The organism is Kitasatospora sp. NPDC127111 (genome assembly GCF_042677465.1).
Taxonomy (GTDB): domain Bacteria; phylum Actinomycetota; class Actinomycetes; order Streptomycetales; family Streptomycetaceae; genus Kitasatospora.
Map to the genome: position 1 here is coordinate 46,813 of NZ_JBHXTG010000020.1, position 19,313 is coordinate 66,125.

Sequence of the window (19,313 nt, forward strand, 5' to 3'; positions counted from 1 at the left end):
CCTCACCTCCCCCCGTGCCGCAGGACCTCGGCGAGGCTCGGTGCCTCCCGGTCCCGCTTGGACACCGAGGCGGCCGGCAGCGGCCACGGGATGGCGAGGTCCGGGTCGTCGTAGGCGATCGTCACGTCCTCGGCGGGATCGTGCGGGCGGTCGATCCGGTACGAGACGTCGGCCGTCCCGGTGAGCGCCTGGAAGCCGTGCGCGCACCCCGCCGGGACGTACACGCTCACCTGCGTCTCGCCGGACAGCTCGAAGGAGGCCCGGTTGAGGTAGGTCGGTGAGCCGGGCCGCAGGTCCACGACGACGTCGAAGACCCGCCCGGACGAGCACCGCACCAGCTTGGCCTCGCCGGCGCCGGAGCGCAGGTGCAGTCCGCGCAGCACGCCCAGGAACGAGCGGGACACGCTGTGCTGGACGAAGGCGTCCGGGTCGAGGCCCACCGAGCGGATGACGTCGGCGTCGAAGGTGCGGCAGAAGAAGCCGCGCTCGTCGGCGTACGGCGTCGGTTCGAACAGGTACGCGCCGGCGATCGCCGGGACTTCGGTCACCTTCATGGGGCCTCCCGCAGGGCGTGGGCGTGGGCGTGGGCGTGGGCGTGGTCGGCCGTCGGGAAGAGGGCCGCGGTCAGGGCGGTGAACTGGTGCTCCAGGCGCCGGGCGGCGGCCAGGTTGCGCTCGGCGAGGGTCCGTCTCAGCTCCGTCGACCTCTTCTCCAGCTCCCGGAACTGTTCGAGCAGCCGGTCGGCGTCGACCTCGCGCGCCGGGTGGCAGTGGGCGCCGAGGCCCATCTCCGCCATGAGCGCGGCGCTCTTCGTCGCGTAGCAGAGCGCGAGCACCGGAGTACCGGTCTTCAGCGCGCAGACCAGGTTGTGGTAGCGGACCGCGACCACGGTGTCGGCGGCCGCCATCTCCGTCATCAGGTCGGCCAGGGAGGCCGGTTCGGCGGCGGTGACCAGCGGCGAGTCCACCGCGTCGAGGACCGCGGCGACCACCGGCGCGTCGCACGCGTCGCCGGTGAGCAGCCGGACCGGCCTGCCCTCCTCGACCAGCGTGCGGACGAACCGGATCGTCCCGTCGAGGTAGCGCCGGTGGATCTCCTCGGCCCGGGCGCGGTCGTCGTTCCCGCCGTGGAAGTCCATCACCCCGAGGCAGACCGGGCCCGGTGGGTCCGGGGGCGCGCCGGCCGGTCGCGTGCCGGCCGGCGGCGTCGGCAGGGCGAACGCGAGGTCCGGGTAGACCTCGTCGCGCGCGGTGTCCACGCCCATCGCCCGCATCGCGTCGCGGGACGGGGCGTCCCGGTACGACCGGTACGCGGCCAGCCGCGCCGACCAGCGCACCAGGGCCCGGGTCGGCCGGCTGCGGATCTCGGCTGCGCCGACGCTGACCAGCGCGACCCGGGTGCGCAGCAGCCGCCCGCTCGCGCAGAGCAGGAACAGCGCGTACGGGAAGCCCCACGGCCGCAGCGGCAGGGTGGCCTCCAGGACGCCCATGCCCGGCACGATCACCACGTCGTGCCGGCGCACCCAGGCGGCGGTGCGGACGGCGTCGACGAGCTTGCCCAGGCCCTTCGCCGCGATCGCGCCCGCCCGCGACGCGGTCCGGTACTCGGCGCGGTTCCAGTGCAGCCGCGTGGCGGGGATCCGGAACCGGGCCGTCACGGCCTCGGGCCCGCCGCACAGCGCGTCGACGACCGCCTCCGGGTGTTCGGCGCGCAGGTATCCGAGCACGGCCTCCAGCGACCCGTCGTTGCCGAGGTTGCCGGAGCCGAGCAGTCCGAACACCCCGACCCGCACCGGCTTCCGGTGCGCGGACGTCATGTCCGCCTCCCCTCGCGGCCGGCCACCAGGGCGTCGACCGAGACGGTGAGCAGGGCCGGGTCGACCGGGGCGCGGTCCTCGACCCGCTCGCCGGCGCCCGGCCGGGCCCGGCTGGCCATCCAGGCGGCGAGGTGGCGGTAGCAGGCGCGCCGGTCGGCCGAGGACAGCGGCGCCCGCCGGATCGCCGTGACGAAGCCCCAGACGTACTCGGCGAGCAGCCGGGGCGTCGGGTGCAGCGGACCCGCCCGGCGCGGGTCCAGGTTGACGCACCGGGAGCGCTTGGAGGGGTTCGCCCGCTCGGCGCGGGTGGGGTGGTCGCGGCGGAAGTACAGCAGCTCCGGCACCTGGTGGAAGGGCCCGTGCAGGCCGATCTCGGTGACGAAGGTGCGGTCCGCGTGGTGGTAGCTGTCCATCGGCTTCACGCGGCGCAGCACGTCGGCCCGGATCACCCCGTAGAAGTCGTCGCCGCCGGGCTCGAACAGCATGCTGCGGAAGCGCTCCGGCGCGTGCGGCGAGGCGGTGGCGAGCCCGTACTCGTAGGGGACCTTCACCTGGCCGTCGCCGTCGATGACCGCCTGGTCGGCGTGCGCGAGGATCACGTCCGGCCGCTCGTCCAGCGCCTCCACGCAGCGCCGCAGCAGGTCCCGGGCGTACAGGTCGTCGTGCGAGGCCCACTTGAAGAGCTCGCCGCGGGACTCGGCGAACACCCGGTTGTGGTTCGGCGTGGCGCCGATGTTCCGCGGCAGCCGGAAGTACCGGACGCGCCGGTCCCGCGCGACGTACGCGCGGCAGATCTCCTCGGTCCCGTCGGTCGAGGCGTTGTCGGAGATGACCAGCTCGAAGTCCTCGTAGGTCTGGCCGAGCAGGGCGTCGAGCGACTCGGCCAGGTACTCCTCGCCGTTGTACACGGGCAGGCCGATGCTCAGCCTGGGTCGGGTGGTCATGCGGTCCTCACTTCGGGGATGCCGTCCTCTACTTCGGGGATGGGGTCCTGGCTGTGCTCCCGCAGGGCGGGCCGCAGCTGCAGCCACCACACGGCCGAGCTGCTGACGGTCGCGGCGGCGACGCCCCAGGCCGAGCCGGCCGTGCCGGCCAGGGCCGCCCCGCCGAGCCCGCCGCCGACGTAGCAGACGGAGGCGAACAGCTGGCAGCGCAGGCTGCGCCGGGCCGCGCCGAGCGCGCGCAGCCCGGCCGCCGCGCCGGTGCCGAGGCCGGCGCCCGCGACGCCGAGGGTGAGGGGCACGACGAGCTGCGCGGCGGACTGCCACACGTCACCGAGCACCGGCTCACCGAGCCGGTCCGGCACCAGCAGCAGCGCCCCGCCCCAGAGCAGCGCGCCGGCCGCCTGGCCCCCGCCCAGCAGGAGGCAGAACGCGCCCAGCCGGTGCGGGGCCTGCCGCAGCACCCGGGCCGCCTCCGGGACGGTGACCAGCGACAGCCCCATGAGCACCGCCAGGAAGGGGCCGAGCAGCAGCTCGGCGCCCCGCACCGCGCCCACCGCGCCGACCCCGGCGATCGCGCCGAGCCCGTACGCCCGCAGCTGGCTCGCGCCGCTGAGGCTGACGTTCTCGACCAGGTACCGGTAGCCGAGATCGCGCTGCTCGCGGAGCCACCCGCGCGCCCCGGTCGTCCTCGGCCGGATGCCGGACTGGAGGCAGCCGTACGCGGCGGCCACGGCGGCGGACGCGCCCCAGGCGAGCACGAAGGCGGCCACGCTGCCCACGCGGGCCGCCACGACCATGGCCGGGACGAGTGCGACGCCCCAGACGAGGTCGTTGACGAACGCCTTCCGCCCGGCGCCGGCGGCGAAGAACGAGAACCGCCAGGCGTCCTGGAGCAGCAGCCCCGGCAGCATGACGCCGAGCGCGGCGAACGCGGACCCCACCCGGCCCCCGAGGGCGAGCCCGGCCGCCAGGGAGACCGCGCCGATGACCGCGCCGACACCGAGGGCGGTGCCCGTCGACCGGGCCACCGCCCCGCGCCAGGAGGCCTCCGGTACGCCGCTGAAGCGCACCACGAGCGGGTCGGTGGCCAGCCCGCGGGAGACGTTGAGCACCACGCCGTACGTCACCCAGGCGAGGCTGAACACGCCGAACGCGGTCACCCCCAGCGAGCGGGCGACGTAGACGCCCACCACGAAGTTGGACATGCTGGAGGCCGCCTGGTCGGCCAGTCCCCAGGACAGCCGGCCGACCAGGGCCCGCTTCGCGGAGGACCGGGCCGGTGCCGCCGCCTCCGCCTCCGCCGCCTCCGCCGTCTTCGCCGCCTCGGTGGTCATCGGCGTCACGCCTTGATCAGCCCGGCGCCGCACAGGGCGTCGGCCGCCGCGGCGACGGTGTCGAACGGCAGCCCGGATCGCTCGGCGACGTCCAGCAGACCGTGCTCGCCGTCGGAGAGGCTGAGCACCCAGAGCATGGCCAGCTGGGCCTGCTTCGCGTCGCTGCGGCCGCCGAGCGAGTCGTACAACCCGCGCCTGCCGAGCTGCGGCTCGCCGTACGGGCTGAGGTTGACGTACCGCCGGTTGCGGTCCAGCACCCCGAACGCCTCGCGGCAGACGGCGAGCGTGTCCGCCATCGCCTCCGGGGAGACGAAGTCCGGGTTGTCCGCCGAGGTGTGGTACTCGGGGTAGCCGGCGTACGGGGTCCGGCTGAGCGAGCCCACGCCGAGATCGAACCCGGGCGAGCAGAACTGCCGCTCGTCATAGCCGTACGGTGTGAACTCGGTGATGTGGTGCGGCCGTTCGGACGCGCGCAGGACGTGCCGCAGCACCCGGTCGATCTCCGCGTCGCCGCGCCTGCTCTGCTTGTACGTCAGCTGCCCCCGGTCGCCGGCGCAGGCCAGCACCAGCCCGTGCTTGACCCGCGCCACCCGCTCCGTGTTGCGGGCCAGCCAGGTGATCGCCCCGATGGTGCCGGGCGCGAACAGGAACCGGTAGGTGTACCAGGGCCTCTCCTCGGCCAGCGCCCGGGCCAGGAACGTCGCCACCGCGATGCCGGCCAGGTTGTCGTTGGCCAGCGACGGGTGGCAGACATGGCAGGAGACGATCACCTCGTCGGCGACCTGCCCGGGGACGACGTGCTCCGCGTAGGTGAGGTGGCCGTCGGCGAGCGTGGAGTCGATGCGCACCTCGTACTCGCCGTCCGGCAGCGCGTCCAAGGTCTCCTGGGCCAGGCAGAACCCCCAGGCGGGCTGGTAGTAGCTGGTGCGGTACGGCACCCAGGACGGGTGGTCCGGCAGGGTGTGCAGGTGCGGGCGGAGCTCGGCCAGCGGCATGGTCGCCGACACCGGCACGCTGTAGCCGAGCACGTGCAGGCTGGACGCGGCGAAGTCGACGACCCGGTTGCCGGCGGCGTCGGCGACGTACGCGTCCCTGATGTTCCACTCCTGCGGCACCGTCCAGTCGAGCACCCGGGTGCCGGTCGGCACCTCGTGCACCTGGAGCGGGAGGTACTCGCCGATGATCTCCAGGGTGGCGCGCACCCCGTCGCCGGTGATGCTCCGGCACAGCGGGTACAGCCGCTCCACCAGCGCGTGCATCTCCGCGCCGGCCGCCGTCACCGGCGCCACCGCAGGGTGTCGTCGACGGTGCCGGCCTCGGACGCCGTGCGCAGCACGGCCAACCGGGTGAAGCGCTGCTCGAAGGCCTCCTGGGTCAGCCCGAACGCGCGGTAGGCGTCGGCGAGTTCGAGCGCGCCCCGCTTGACCGTCCACTCGCACTCGAAGTCGGGGACCGCGGCCCGGAAGCGGGAGAAGTCCACCCGGTAGGAGCGGGGGTCGGCGCCGGCCTCCCCGGTGATCCGGACCTTCGAGCCCTCCACCGCCTCGGCGACCAGCTCGGCGATCTCGGCGACGGTGACGTTGTTGGTCTCGCTGCCGATGTTGAACGCCTCGTCGTGCACCGCCTCGCGCGGCGCGACCAGCGCGGCGGTGAAGGCCCGGGCGATGTCGGCGGCGTGCACCAGCGGGCGCCAGGGGGTGCCGTCGGACAGCACCAGCACCTCGCCGGACAGCAGCGCGTGGCCCACCAGGTTGTTCAGCACGATGTCGGCGCGCAGCCGGGGCGAGTAGCCGAAGGCGGTGGCGTTGCGCATGAACACCGGGCTGAAGTCGCCGTCGGCCAGGTCGTGCAGGTCGTCCTCCACCCGCACCTTGGACTCCGCGTACGGCGTCACCGGGCGCAGCGGGGCGTTCTCGGCCACCAGCTCGTCGCCGCCGGCGGCGCCGTAGACCGAGCACGTGGAGGCGTACAGGAAGCGCCGCGCCCCGGCGTCGCGGGCCAGCCGGGCCAGCCGGACGGAGGCGTGGTGGTTGATGTCGTAGGTGAGGTCCGGCGCCAGCGAGCCCAGCGGGTCGTTGGACAGGGCGGCCAGGTGGATCACGGCGTCCACCCCGGCCAGGTGCTCGGCGGTGACGTCGCGCAGGTCCACCCGGTGGCCCGCCGGGTCGGTGGGCGCCGGGCCGAGGACGCAGTCGGCGAACAGGCCGGCGTCCAGCCCGACGACCTCGTGCCCGGCGGCCGCGAGGACCGGGGCCATCACGGTGCCCAGGTAGCCCTGGTGTCCGGTCAGCAGTACGCGCATGGGTCAACCCCCCAGGTTGGGTGTGCCGAGATCGAGTGTGACTTTGGTGACGGCGAACGCCTCGGCGTAGCGCGCGTGGCATTCGATGCCGCGGATCCGTGCCAGCCCGAGGAAGGCCTCCCGGTCGTACCAGGGCCGGTGCCGTTGCGAGGGGTAGTGCTCCTGCAGCAGTCGCACCTTCCGTTCCGCGGTCTCCGGGGACAGCGGCTGGTACGCCGTCGGGCGGCCGAGGTCGCCGTCCCACTTGACGATCTCGTAGCCGAGCACGAGGTGGTCGCGGAACGCGGTGGTCACCAGCTTCGCCAGGCCGCGGTGGTCCTGGTGCGCGTCCTCGGTGCGCGGCGCGAGGACCACGTCCGGCTCGGTCCTGGCGCGCAGCTCCTCGACCGCGGCCTTGGCCTCGTCCCAGTGCGCGGGCAGCCGGCCGTCCGGCAACTTGTCGACGGTCAGGTGCAGTTCGGCGCCCGGGCAGAAGGCGGCGAGCGCGGCCCGCTCCTCCTGCTCCCGCTCGCCGCCGCCGCCGGAGAGCACCAGGGCGTCGACCCGCAGACCGGGCCGCGCGAGGCACATGGTCAGCAGCGTGCCGCCGGCGCCGATGGCGAGGTCGTCGCAGTGCGCCGCCACCGCGACGATCCGGTCCAGGCGCCCGGACCCGAGCCGGATCACGCGGTCACCTTCCCGATGCCGCTCGGGTGCGCGGCGTCCCGTTCCCACACGGCCCACGGGCGGTCGCCCCGCGCGTAGGCCGCGTCGAGCGCGGCCCGCTCCTTCACGGTGTCGGTCGGCTTCCAGAAGCCGCGGTGCTGGTGCGCCACCAGCCGGCCGCGCTTGGCCAGTTCGGTGCAGCCGTCGGCGACCAGGTCCCCGTTCTCCGGGATGTGGTCGAAGACCTCCTGGCGGAGCACGAAGTAGCCGCCGTTCTCCCACAGCGGCAGGTCGCTCACCGGGGTGATGCCCCCCACCAGGCCGTCATCGCCCAGGTCCACGCAGTGGAACGACTGCTGCGGCGGCACCACCATCATCGACGCACCGGCGTCGCGCCGGGCGAACCGGTCGATCATCTCCGGCAGCGGGGCGTCGGTGAGCACGTCGGCGTAGTTGGCGAGGAACATCTCCTCGCCGTCCAGGTGGTGCCGCACCCGGCGCAGCCGCTCCCCGATCGGCGACTCGATGCCGGTCTGCACGAACGTGATCGTCCAGGACGAGATGTCGGTGGACAGCAGCTCCGTCCGCCCGCCCCGCAGCACGAAGTCGTTGGACGTCGTCTCCTCGTAGTTGAGGAAGAAGTCCTTGATGTGGCGCGCCCCGTAGCCGAGGCACAGGATGAACTCGGTGTGGCCGAAGTACGCGTAGTAGCGCATCACGTGCCAGATCAGCGGCCGCGGGCCGACCATCGCCATCGGCTTGGGCACGTCGTCGGAGGCTCCGCTGCGCATCCGCAGCCCGTAACCGCCGCAGAACAGGACGACCTTCACGGCTTCACCTCGACGATGCTCAGTTCCGGGATGGGGAAGACCAGCCGGCCGCCCCACTCGTGCACGAAGGACAACTGCTCGACCAGCTCGGCCCGCAGGTTCCACGGGAGGACGAGCACGTAGTCCGGCCGGTCGGTGGCGATCCGCTCGGGCGGCAGGATCGGGATGCGGGTGCCCGGGGTGAACCTGCCGTGCTTGTAGGGGTTCCGGTCGACCGTGTACGGGAGCAGGTCGGGCCGGATGCCGCAGTGGTTGAGCAGGGTGTTGCCCTTGCCTGGGGCGCCGTAGCCGACGACCGTCTCGCCGCGATCGGCCGCGTCGACGAGGAACCGCAGGAGGTCCCGGCGCACCTTGGCCACCCGGGCGGAGAACTCGGTGTACCCGGACAGCTCCTGCAGTCCGGCGGCCTTCTCCCGGTCCAGCACGTCGGCCACCCGCTGGGTCGGCGGGCCGGCCACCTCCGCCGGCCGGGCCCACAGGCGGATGGAGCCGCCGTGCGTGGGCAGCAGCTCGACGTCCACGAGCGCGAGCCCGCCGCTCGCCAGCGCCCGGGTCGCGGACGCGACCGTGTAGTACTGGAAGTGCTCGTGGTAGATCGTGTCGTACTGGTTCTCCTCGATCAGGGTCAGCAGGTGCTGCACCTCGATGGAGACCCAGCCGTCGTCGGCCACCAGCGCGCGCAGCCCCCGGGTGAACCCGACCACGTCGGGGATGTGCGCGTACACGTTGTTGGCCACGACGAGGTCCGCCGGGCCGTGCTCGGCGCGGACGGCCGAGCCGGTGTCGGGGGACAGGAACTCGGTGAGCGTGGGCACGCCCTTCTCCCGCGCCGCGGCGCTGACGTTCACCGACGGTTCGATGCCGAGGCAGCGGATCCCGCGGTCCACCACGTGCTTCAGCAGGTACCCGTCGTTGCTCGCGACCTCGACCACGAAGGCGTCGGGGCCGAGACCCAGCCGCCGCACGGCGTCCTCGACGAACGCGCGCGCGTGCTCCACCCAGGACGTCGAGTAGGAGGAGAAGTACGCGTACTGCGTGAACGTCTCCTCCGGCGTGATCAGCGGCGGGATCTGCGCGAGCCAGCAGTCGGTGCAGACCCGCAGGTGCAGCGGGTACGCCGGCTCCGGCCGGTCCAGCTGGTCCGCGGCGAGGAAGCTCTCGCACGGCGGGGTCGCCCCCAGGTCGACGACGCTCCCCAGCGCCGTCGAGCCGCAGAGTCGGCATCGTGTCATCTACTGCCCCCATTCCTGCCCGGGCGGGGTGTCCCGCCGCGAGCCAGCGTTTCCGTTCCCTGCCGGCGGCGCACCGCTCGCGCCGCCGGACCGGCCCGCGACCGCGGCCCGGTACTGCTCCACCAGGCGCTCCAGCCCGACGGCCGGGCTGAAGGACTGGTCGTAACGGTGCCGGGCGGTGCGGCCCAGCTCCCGGTTGACGGCCGGATCGGCGGTGATCCGGCGCAGGCAGGACGCCAGCGAGGCCGCCTCGCCAGGCCGGTGCAGCAGCCCGGTCACCCCGTCCTCGACGAGCTCGACGAAGGCGCCGTGCCCGGCGGCGACGGCCGGGACCCCGGCCGCCATCGCCTCCGCGACCACCAGGCCGAAGGTCTCCGGCGACACCGAGGGGGCCACCACCGCGACCGAGCGCGCGACGGTCTCCCGGACCCGCGCCGGGTCGTACAGGCCGACGTAGCGCACGTCGTCCCGGCCCGCCGCCCAGGCGGCCACCTCGGGTTCCAGCGGCCCCGCGCCGGCGAGCACGAGCGGCACGCCCACACCGCCGTCCGCCGCGATCCCGTCCCAGGCGGCCATGAGCAGCCGCACGCCCTTGCTCTCCGTGAGCCGGCCGAGGAAGAGCAGGTGCTCGCCGTCGCCCACCCGCCGGGCGCCCGGGTCGGGCACGAAGTTGTGCTTCACCACCAGCCGATCGGCCGGCATGCCGGACCGCACCAGGACGTCGCGCTGCGCCGCGGAGATGCAGAGGAACCGTTCCACGCCGGACCACCACCGCCGCCGGTTGACCGACAGGCTGACCGCGAGCGGCACCGTCGCCAGCCGGGAGTTCCGGTAGCAGCCGTGCCGGACGGCGGGCAGCGCCGCCACCGACCCGACGCACTCGGAGCACGCCCGGCCGTCCCGGTGCAGCGTGCCGGGCGGGCAGACCTGGGTGTAGTTGTGCAGCGTGGCGACGACGGGCACGCCGGTGTCGGCGCACGCGGCGAGCACCGCCGGCGACAGGAGCGGGAAGACGTTGTGGACGTGCACCACGTCCGGCCGCTCGGCGCGGAGCCGGGCGGTGAGCTCCGCGCGGACCGCCGGGTTCCAGGGCACCAGGAGCGGCACCGCGGCCTTGCCGAGCAGGGACCGGGCGGCGATGTCGTCGCTGCGCCGTTCGAACACGTCGACCCGGTGGCCGGCCGCGCGCAGCAGCCCCACCTCCTCGTCGACGACCCTGTTCTCCCCGCTCGGCTGCGCCGAGGAGTAGCGGTTGTGCACCACGAGGACGTGCACGGTCAGGTCACCTCCCGGTTCCGGGTCCAGCGGGGGACGCGCCGCCGCAGGACCGCGGGCGTCGTCGGGGCCGGCGGCGGCCCCGGGAGCGGCGGCGTCAGTGGCGACGCCGAGGGCGCGGGCGTGGCGAGCAGCGAGGCGGCCAGCGCCAGGTGCAGCAGGTACGGCGAGGCGTCGCCGAGCCCGGCCTCGGTGTAGGAGGAGATCGCCACGTAGCTGACCAGGAAGACCGCGCAGGCCCTCGACAGCGAGGGCGGACGCAGCAGCGCGACCCCGAACAGCACGAGGAGGATCGCCGCCACCAGCGCGACGCCGAACAGGCCCTGCTCGTTGTAGACGGCCAGCCAGCTGTTGTCGATCGGCAGCCCGCCGAAGGACTTGTCGCCCAGGCCGATGCCGAACACCTGCTCGGTGGCCGACCGGGGCGCGGTCAGCAGGGCGTCCCAGACCTTGGCCCGGCCGGTGAGGTTGGAGAAGTTCTCCTTGCTCTGCCCGCGCATGAACCAGGTCTGCAGCGCGGAGGCGAACGCCACCGCGGCCACCGTGGAGACCACCACCGCCCAGGCGAAGAACCGGCGGGCGGCGGCGCTGGTCAGGACGAGCGAGCCGATCGCCAGCGCCAGCCCGATGAGCAGGCCGAGGGTGGCCGTCCGGGTGTGGGTCATCGCGAGCAGGACGAAGGTCGGCACGATGATCAGCGCCGCGCTCCTCCCGGTGGTCCGGCGGTCGAGCAGGAGCAGCACGGTGAGCCCGATGATCACCGCGGAGTACTGGCCGATCTGCGGCGGGGTGAGCGGCCACAGGGCGCCGACCAGGCGCCCGCCGTAGTACTCGGGCATGGCCGTGCCCGGCGAGATGACCAGGCCGGCGGCCACCGAGCCGAGGACCGCGAAGTACATCCGGATGTGCGTGCGGACCAGCATCAGGCCGCCGTCCCACCAGCGGCTGATCAGCCACAGCGTGCCGACGAAGATCGCCAGCCGGGCACAGCGGAACAGCGCGCCGAACCCGACCTCCAGGTGCAGGCTGGAGATCACGCTGGGCACCAGCAGCAGGGTGAGCAGGAGGACGAAGGCACTGGCCCGGACCCGCAGCCGGGGGTTGAGCACGAGCGCCAGCGCGAACGCGGAGAACAGCGCGCCCATGGTGGCCATCTGGATGAGCGAGCGGGGCAGCCGGACGATGGTCTTCGCCCCGGCGGAGCCGAGCGTGTTGAGGCCCAGCAGCGCCCAGACGATCCAGACGGCCTTCGGCGTGCGGGTGTCCGCGTCCGCGCGCATCTCAACCACCGGCCCCGGGGGCGAAGGTGCTGCCCGCGTCCTGCTGGTACGGCGCGCCCTGCCACTGCCCGGGGTCGAGCGGCCGGGCCGGGTCGTCGTGGACGAAGGTCCACGGTCCGCGGTAGGCGTTGTCGTGCCAGCGGTTGTCCTGCTGGCGGGTGATCGCCTCGGAGACCTTCTTGCCCTTGTACGGCGACCAGTCCGGGTAGGTGCCGTAGTTGGAGAGCACCGCCATCCGGCCGCACTCCGCCGCGCACTTGACGACGGAGGTGTCGAGGGAGAAGCGGTTGTCGTGGATGTCCACCCGCTGGGTCTTCCACCGGCAGTCGGCGTAGAGCGGCGCGGTGCCGATCGCCGGGTCCGCGCAGCGCCGGGTGTCCTTCACCAGCAGCGTGCAGTAGCCGGTCGAGGTGTTGGCCGGGCTGTTGCAGAAGCGGTCGGCGTTCTCCCACAGGGTGATCCCGGACCAGTTGTCCTCCAGCAGGTTGCGGTAGATCTCGATCTTGTCGGTGCGGGCCGGGACCCGCGGCTCGCCGCCGGCCTCCGACAGGTAGACGGCCGAGTGCGGGAAGTCGTCGCCCTCGGCGGCGTGCCGGCGGCCCTCGACCCAGTTGTTGCGCCGGATCGTGTTGTCCCGGACGACCGCGTTGTAGCTGGTCTCGTAGATCAGCGCGGCACCGTCGTTGCCCTCCAGCACGTTGCGCTCGATGCGGAAGTCGTTGTTGTCGTTGTCCGCCCACAGCCCGGTGCCGCGGTTGTCGTGCACCCAGTTGCCGCGGACGTCGGCGCCGTCGACGGCCCAGAACTTGATGCCCCCGGTGCAGCCGCAGCCCGGCTCCCGCCGCTCCCAGTCGTCGGTGTTGTTGCCGACCACCTCGTTGTCCTCGACCACCAGGCCCTTGATGGAGTCACCGGTCTTGTACGCGTTCATGCCGTACTGCCCGTTCTCGCGCAGGCAGCTGGCGCGGACCTGCTGGCGGGCGCCGGCCATCAGCCCGGCGCCGGAGTTGCGCTGGATCGTCGTGTGCTCGATCACCCACCCGTCGGCCATGTCGTGGTTGACCACGCCCTCGTCGTGCGGCGCGACGAAGCCCTGCACGGTCAGGTAGCGGATGGTGACGTCGGGGGCGGTGCCGCTGAACGCGTAGTTGTTGGTCTTCCGACCGTCGAGCACCGCGCCCGGCGCGCCGAGGTAGGTGTTCCCTTCCTTGGCCATGACCTGGGCGTAGCGGTCCGGTTCGAGGGTGTGGGTGCCCGGGAGGAGCCAGAACGTGGTGTGCGGCGGGCTGTTCCTGGTCTTCACGGCCAGGTCGTCGACCACCGCGGGGTCGACCGTCACCGCGCCCGCCGGCGCCGTCGTCGGCCCCTCCGCGAGGTGGTCGCACACCCGGGCCACGGCCACCGGCGCGGGCTGCCCGGACGGCGTGGCGGTCGGCCCCGCCGGGGCGCCGTCCGGTGTGCTCGTACAGCCGGTCGCCACCAGCAGGGCCAGTGCCAGCACCGCCGCCCCGCGCAGCCGCCTCGCGATCCGCACCCGCTCCCCCTAGCCCTGGAACCCGAGCACGGTGGTGAACCCCCGCGTGCCGTCGGTGAAGCCGGTGCCGACCAGGGTGGTGGCGGGCACCTTGCGGCCGAAGCCGGGGGAGTACCAGCCCAGTGGCGGCTCGGTCGCGCCGCGGTGCGCCCGCCAGGAGAGCTCGCCGGGCAGGTCGAGCACGGCGGAGCGGTCCTCGCCGTCCGCGGTCCAGCGCAGCACCGCCCGGTTCCCCGTCAGTTCGGCGGTGACCGCCGGGCCGAGGTGGAACGCCAGCCGCACCGGCCGGCGCGGGCCGCGCACCTCGTCGAGGATCCGCAGTTCCCGGCTCGCGGCGGTCAGCTCCACCCGGCGGCGGTGCACCGAGGGCCGGTAGCCGTCGTGCTCGGCGCACCAGCGGGCCACCGCCGGGTCGGAGGTGTCCGCGACCAGCACGCGGCTCCCGGCGTGCCGGGTCCACAGGAACGGGCCGCCGGAGACGGACTGGTCGGTGCCGTCCAGCTCCAGGGTGTTGTGGCCCAGGGTGGAGCGGAAGTACCGCCGCCACTCGGGCTGCCCGTGGTAGCAGAACGTCCCCGGGTCGGCGAGCACGTCGACCCCGTCGTGCCGGACCTCCACGGACAGCGCGTCCGCGTGGCCGTGCGCGGCGATGGACAGGAACCCGTGCGGGCCGCCGTCGCAGCGGCACCAGATCCCGTCGCCGCCGCGCAGGACGGTCATCCCGGCGTCGGGGAAGTGGACCGGCCGGCGCGCCGGGCGGGTCACGGTTCCGTCCTTCGCGTACGGCCGCAGGAGCGCGGCCAGCAGTGGGGTGCGCAGATCGGTGCCGGTCACCTCCGGCCACCAGGGGAGCCGGCCGAACACGGCCTCCCCGGTGGCCAGCAGCGAGGCCCAGCGGTCGGTGCCCGCGCCGTCCAGCACCAGCCCGTGCCCGTCGTCGGCGTCCCCCTGGCGCGGGGGCCGCAGCCGGTCGTCCACCACGGCCGCCAGCGCGTCGGTCATCCGCAGCAGGACCAGCCGGACGGTCCCGGGGACCGGGACGGCGGCCGCGTCCGCCTCGGCCACCGCGGCCAGCCCGAGCTCCAGGACGAGCCCGTGGTACTCGGTGGCCAGTTCGCGGTTGAGGCCGGACGGGAAGGTGTTGGCGCGCAGGTGCCGCTCCAGCGACTTCAGCGCGGCGGACCGCCAGCGCGCCGAGGCGGGGAACCAGTCGAACGCGCAGGCCGCGGCGAACTGCCCGGCGGCCTCGGCGATCACGTGGTTGTTCGCGGAGGACCCCCGGCTGGGGAAGGCGGCCAGCCAGCGCTGGTGGTGCCAGATCTGGTGCAGCGCCACCGGGTTGCCCTCGAACAGGTCGGCGGCGCCCGGCCAGCCGTCGAGCAGCCGGCGCACCCACACCCAGGAGAGCAGCCGGATGCCCAGCTCGATGCCGCTGATCCAGTGCACGCCGCGCAGCGGCGGGTTGGCCGCCCACCACGACCGCAGGTGCTCGGCCACCCGTTCGGCGTACCGCTCGTCCCCGGTGACCGCGTAGGCGGTGGCGAGCACGGTCAGGTACTGGTGCCGGGACGGCTCCCAGATCTGCTTGACGTCCCCGACCGCGTCCTCGTCCCGGTACGGCACGTCGAAGGCGTAGCCGTCCGGGGCCCGGCGCCCGGTCTTCGGGTCCCGCCACCAGTCCGGGTCGGCCAGGTCGTCGCGCTCCACCCCGAAGAACTCGGCGTGTCCGTCCATCAGCCGGTCCGCCTCGGCGAGGAGACGCTTCGCGGCGTCCTCCGGCACCGCGGCGATCGCCCCGGCGGGCAGCACGGCGGTGAACCGGGCGCCGGTCACCCGCGGGCCGTCCGGCGGCGCCGAGCGCCAGCGCCGCCGGCGCACCGCGTCGCCGATCCGTCCGCCGACCTCCTGCGGCCCCATCCGGGAGAGCCGGCGCAGGTACCAGCCCGCGCTCATCGTCACAGCGACCTCGCCAGGGTCACCGGGGCGCCGGCGCCCAGGGAGGCCTGCGCGGCGAGGGTGGCCGCCGTGGTGGCGACCAGCGACTCCAGCGGCACCGGCATCGGCCCGCCGGTCCGCACGGCCTTGACGAACGCGGCCAGCTCGGCGGACTGGCCCTTGTCCCGGGCCTTGGGCAGCCGCGAGCTGACCCACCGCTTGCGGCCGGCCGCGCTTGCGAAGTACACGGAGGCGCGGACGAAGTCGTCGAGCTTCAGCACCTTGCCGTCCGCGACGAGGTCGAGCGTCTCCTTGGGGAAGCCCGGCGCGCCGTTGGTGAGGTAGCTGAGGGTGGCGGTGGAGCCGTCCGGGTAGCGCAGCACGACCTGGAGGTCCTCGTTGCCGGCCGGGGCGACGGCGTACACCGAGACCGGGTCGGCCCCCAGCAGCCAGCTCGCGGTGTCGATGAAGTGGCCGCCCTCGCCGGCGAACCGCGAGCCCTCGGTGCCCTGGTGGAGGTACCAGCTGCCGTGCTGCAGCCGGCCCGCGTTGACCAGGTAGCGCAGGCTCGCCGGACCGGTCCGGGCGCCGAACCGGCTCCTGGCCTCGCGCAGCAGCGGCGCGAACCGGCGGTTGAAGCCCACCTGGAGGCGGTCGTTGCCGGACTCCTCCACCGCCGCGAGCACGCCCGCCAGTTCCTCCTCGGTGAGGGCCAGCGGCTTCTCCACGAACACCGTCTTGCCGGCCAGCAGCGCCTTGCGGGTCAGCTCGGCGTGCGAGCTGTGCCGGGTGACCACGAACACCGCGTCCACGGCCGGGTCGCCGAGCACGGCGTCCAGGTCGGTGGTCGCCCGCGCGAAGCCGAACTTGCGCTGCGCGTTGGCCCCGGACAGCGCCGTGGTGGTGACCACGGTGGACAGCGTGACGCCGTCGCGCTGGGCCAGGTGCGGCAGCAGCATCGAGGAGGCGTAGTTCCCCGCGCCGACGAACGCCAGCCGCACCGGCGCGTGAGCGGACCGCGTCGGGCCGGGCGCGCGGTCGCCGCGCCGCACCGCGGGCACCGTCACCGCCGGGGCCTGCGCCTTCTCGTCGCCCGCGGCGTCGGGGTAGCGGAACAGCACGGTCACGGCCTTCAACTCGCCGTCCTTCAGCCGCCGGTACGTCTCGACGGCGTCGCCGAAGTCGGCGGTGTGGGAGATCAGGGGGTCCACGTCGACCCGGCCGCGGGCCATCAGGTCGAGGAAGCACGCCAGGTTGCGGCGCTCGGTCCACCGCACGTAGCCGATCGGATAGTCCCGTCCGTCGAGCTCGTACTCCGGGTCGTAGCGGCCGGGGCCGTACGAGCGGGAGAACCGGACGTCGAGCTCCTTCTCGTAGTACGCGTTCCACGGCAGGTCCAGGCGGCACTTGCCGATGTCGACGACCCGGCCGCGGTCCCGGCTCAACTCGGCGGCCAGCTCGACGGGTTGGTTGCTGCCCCCGCCGGCGGCCAGGTACACCTGGTCCACGCCGTGACCGCCGGTGAGCTCCGCGACGGCCGCCGCCACGGCGGTGGACGCGGGATCGCCGCAGGCCACGGCGCCCAGGCGCTCGGCGAGCTCGCAGCGCGCCGGATCGGGGTCGGCCCCGACGACGCGCACTCCCGAGGCGGCGAGGAGCTGCACCACCAGCTGCCCGATCAGCCCGAGGCCGATGACCAGGGCCACCTCGCCGAGCTGCGGCTCGCCCTGGCGGACGCCCTGCAGGGCGATCGACCCGACGGTGCCGAAGGCCGCGTGCCGCGGCGCCAGGCCGTCCGGCACCGGGGTGTAGAGGTTCTTCGGCACCCAGTTCAGCTCGGCGTGCAGCGCGTGCTCGTTGCCGGCACAGGCCACCAGGTCGCCGACCTTCACGTCGTCGATGCCGGCCCCGACCTGCTCGACCACCCCGCACAGCGAGTAGCCCAGCGGCGTGTAGGAGTCCAGCTTGCCCATCACCTTGCGGTAGGTGGCGGGCAGCCCGTTGGTGGCCACGCTCTGCATGACCTTGGCCACCTGGTCCGGACGGGAACGGGCCTTGCCCACCATCGACATGCCGGCCTCGGACACCTTCATCATCTCGGTCCCGGTGGAGATCAGCGAGAAGGCGCTGCGGACCAGCACGCCGCCCGGTTTGCCTCCCGGCACCGGCACGTCGATCACCGACAGCTCGCCGCTCTTGTAGTTCTGCACAACCTGCTTCACCCGAAGTCTCCTTGTCGAGCCGTCATGCCGTCATGCCGTCAGTGGGCGCCGCGGCCGGAGCCGGAGGTCGCGCCGCGGTACCAGTACTCGAGGGTCAGCACGTGCCACAGGTGCTTGGAGTAGTCCTGCTGCCCGGCGGCGTCCTCGGCGACCAGCCGCGCCAGCGCGTCCCGGCGCAGGAACCCGGAACGGACGAGCTCGCCGTCGTTGATCACCTCGCGCACCAGCGGTGCCAGGTCCCGGCTCATCCAGGCCCGCAGCGGGGCGCTGAACAGTCCCTTGGGCCGGTACACGATCTCCCGCGGCAGGACCGAGGCGGCCGCCTCCTTGAGGACCGCCTTGCCCTGCCGTCCGACGATCTTGCGGTCGCCGGGCACCGTGAACGCCGCCCTGACCACCTCGACGTCCACGTACGGCACCCGCACCTCGGTCGACGCGGCCATGCTCGACCGGTCCGTGTAGGCGAGGTTCAGGCCCGGCAGGAACATCCGGGCGTCGCCCAGGCACATCCGGTTGACGAAGTCGTCCAGGTCGTTGTCCCGGTAGACGTCCGCGTGCTCGGTCAGCACGTCGTCGACCGTCCCGGCCAGGTCCGGATCGACCAGGTCGAGCAGTTCGGCCCGGTCGTACATGGTGTAGCTGCGCCGGAACGCCGTCTCCTCCGGCAGCTCGGCGAAGGAGAGGAACCGCTTCGCGAAGCGCACCGACCGCAACCCCCGGCTCGCGGTGGCGACCGGCAGCCGGTCCACCGCCGCGAACACGCCGCGCCGCAGCGGCCGCGGGACGCGCTGGTAGCGCAGCGCGAGCCGGTTCGCCAGGTGCTTGCGGTAGCCGGCGAACAGCTCGTCGGCCCCCATCCCCGAGAGCATCACCTTGACCCCGGCCTCCCGGGCGGCCGAGCAGATCAGGAAGGTGTTGATCGCGGCCGGGTCGCCGATCGGCTCGTCCAGGTGGAACGTCATCTTCGGCAGCAGGTCGAGCACGTCCGGGGCGATCTCGATCTCGTGCAGGTCGACGCCGAACCGCTCGGCCACCTGCCGGGCGTAGCGCAGGTCGTCCGGCATCGCCTCGAACCTGGCGTCCTCGGCGCGGAACCCGATGGTGTAGGCGGAGATCCCGGGCCGGTCCCGGGCCGCCAGCGCGGTCAGGTAGCTGGAGTCCAGCCCGCCGGAGAGGAAGGTCGCCACCGGGACGTCGGAGAGCAGGTGACGCCGGGTCGACTCCTCGACGATGGCGGCGAGGTCCGGCAGCTCGCCGCCGCGGGCCCGCTCCCGGCCCTCGGCGGCGACCTCGCGCAGGTGCCAGAACCGGCCGCGCTCCACCCGGCCGTCGGGCTTGCACCGCAGCCAGCTCCCCGGCGGCAGCTTCTCCGCCTCGCGGAACGCGCACCGGGAGTCCGGCACCCAGTAGTACAGCAGGGAGGCCACCAACGCCGCCGGGTCCACCTCCAGCGACCCGCCGGTGGCGGCGGCCAGCGCCTTGAGCTCGGAGGCGAACACCAGGCCCTCGCCGCGCCGGACCAGGAAGAGCGGCTTGATGCCGAGTTGGTCGCGGGCGAGCACCAGGTCACCGGTCCGCTCGTCGAAGACCCCGAACGCGAACATGCCGCGCAGCCGGGGCAGGCAGTCCGTGCCCCAGCGCCGCCAGGCCTCCAGCAGCACCTCGGTGTCGGACGTGCCGCGGAAGCGCACCCCGGCGGCCGCCAGTTCGGCCCGCAGCTCGGGCGCGTTGTACAGCTCGCCGTTGTACGTCAGGACGAGGCCGTCCGAGGCCATCGGCTGGGCGCCGGTCCCGGACAGGTCGACGATGGCCAGCCGGCGGTGCCCCAGGTGCACCTCACCGTCACCGACGGGGTGGCTGTACCGGCCCGCCCCGTCCGGACCGCGGTGGGCGAGGGTGTCGGTGAGCAGGTCGGTCACGACCTTGCCGTCCGGCCACCGGTACGTGCCCGCGATGCCGCACAT

15 protein-coding genes are annotated in these 19,313 nt (G+C 73.9%); all 15 read right to left on the reverse strand.

The window, feature by feature from the left end; genetic code table 11:
* Window positions 1–2: 2 nt before the first annotated feature.
* Genes ACFVHB_RS15340 through asnB form a run of 15 tightly spaced genes read right to left on the reverse strand, consistent with a single transcriptional unit; the run spans window position 3 to window position 19,313 of the window.
* Window positions 3–554, reverse strand: coding sequence for a dTDP-4-dehydrorhamnose 3,5-epimerase family protein (locus tag ACFVHB_RS15340; RefSeq protein ID WP_380320955.1), 552 nt, complete (start codon window positions 552–554; stop codon window positions 3–5).
* Window positions 551–1,816, reverse strand: a complete 1,266-nt coding sequence (locus tag ACFVHB_RS15345; protein ID WP_380320958.1) for a polysaccharide pyruvyl transferase family protein — start codon at window positions 1,814–1,816, stop codon at window positions 551–553. Before ACFVHB_RS15345 ends, ACFVHB_RS15340 begins: the two co-directional genes overlap by 4 nt.
* On the reverse strand, window positions 1,813–2,760 hold the full coding sequence (locus ACFVHB_RS15350; protein ID WP_380320961.1) for a glycosyltransferase family 2 protein: 948 nt from the start codon (window positions 2,758–2,760) through the stop codon (window positions 1,813–1,815). Before ACFVHB_RS15350 ends, ACFVHB_RS15345 begins: the two co-directional genes overlap by 4 nt.
* Window positions 2,757–4,094, reverse strand: a complete 1,338-nt coding sequence (locus ACFVHB_RS15355; RefSeq protein WP_380320964.1) for a hypothetical protein — start codon at window positions 4,092–4,094, stop codon at window positions 2,757–2,759. Before ACFVHB_RS15355 ends, ACFVHB_RS15350 begins: the two co-directional genes overlap by 4 nt.
* A gap of 5 nt (window positions 4,095–4,099) precedes the next feature.
* A complete protein-coding gene (locus ACFVHB_RS15360; RefSeq protein ID WP_380320967.1) occupies window positions 4,100–5,383 on the reverse strand; it encodes a DUF4910 domain-containing protein in 1,284 nt (427 codons plus the stop codon).
* On the reverse strand, window positions 5,371–6,396 hold the full coding sequence (locus ACFVHB_RS15365) for an NAD-dependent epimerase/dehydratase family protein (protein WP_380320970.1): 1,026 nt from the start codon (window positions 6,394–6,396) through the stop codon (window positions 5,371–5,373). Before ACFVHB_RS15365 ends, ACFVHB_RS15360 begins: the two co-directional genes overlap by 13 nt.
* 3 nt (window positions 6,397–6,399) lie before the next feature.
* The gene (locus ACFVHB_RS15370; RefSeq protein WP_380320973.1) at window positions 6,400–7,062 is read right to left on the reverse strand and encodes a PIG-L deacetylase family protein; all 663 of its coding nucleotides are present in this window, start codon (window positions 7,060–7,062) and stop codon (window positions 6,400–6,402) included.
* Complete coding sequence (locus tag ACFVHB_RS15375) at window positions 7,059–7,871, reverse strand: glucose-1-phosphate cytidylyltransferase (RefSeq protein WP_380320976.1); 813 nt, start codon at window positions 7,869–7,871, stop codon at window positions 7,059–7,061. The genes ACFVHB_RS15370 and ACFVHB_RS15375 overlap by 4 nt, the downstream gene beginning before the upstream one ends.
* On the reverse strand, window positions 7,868–9,103 hold the full coding sequence (locus ACFVHB_RS15380; protein ID WP_380320979.1) for a methyltransferase domain-containing protein: 1,236 nt from the start codon (window positions 9,101–9,103) through the stop codon (window positions 7,868–7,870). Before ACFVHB_RS15380 ends, ACFVHB_RS15375 begins: the two co-directional genes overlap by 4 nt.
* Window positions 9,104–10,378: a glycosyltransferase gene (locus ACFVHB_RS15385; protein WP_380320982.1), complete on the reverse strand. Its 1,275-nt coding sequence runs from the start codon at window positions 10,376–10,378 to the stop codon at window positions 9,104–9,106. It abuts the gene before it with no gap.
* A gap of 2 nt (window positions 10,379–10,380) precedes the next feature.
* Window positions 10,381–11,658, reverse strand: a complete 1,278-nt coding sequence (locus ACFVHB_RS15390; RefSeq protein WP_380320985.1) for an O-antigen ligase domain-containing protein — start codon at window positions 11,656–11,658, stop codon at window positions 10,381–10,383.
* A 1-nt stretch (window position 11,659) separates the two neighbouring features.
* Window positions 11,660–13,186, reverse strand: coding sequence for a right-handed parallel beta-helix repeat-containing protein (locus tag ACFVHB_RS15395; RefSeq protein ID WP_380321051.1), 1,527 nt, complete (start codon window positions 13,184–13,186; stop codon window positions 11,660–11,662).
* A gap of 15 nt (window positions 13,187–13,201) precedes the next feature.
* A complete protein-coding gene (locus ACFVHB_RS15400; protein ID WP_380320988.1) occupies window positions 13,202–15,145 on the reverse strand; it encodes an alginate lyase family protein in 1,944 nt (647 codons plus the stop codon).
* A gap of 2 nt (window positions 15,146–15,147) precedes the next feature.
* Entirely contained in the window at window positions 15,148–17,349 is a 2,202-nt protein-coding gene (locus ACFVHB_RS15405) for a bi-domain-containing oxidoreductase (protein WP_380320991.1), read from the reverse strand.
* Window positions 17,350–17,387: 38 nt separating this feature from the next.
* The gene (gene asnB, locus ACFVHB_RS15410) at window positions 17,388–19,313 is read right to left on the reverse strand and encodes an asparagine synthase (glutamine-hydrolyzing) (RefSeq protein WP_380320994.1); all 1,926 of its coding nucleotides are present in this window, start codon (window positions 19,311–19,313) and stop codon (window positions 17,388–17,390) included.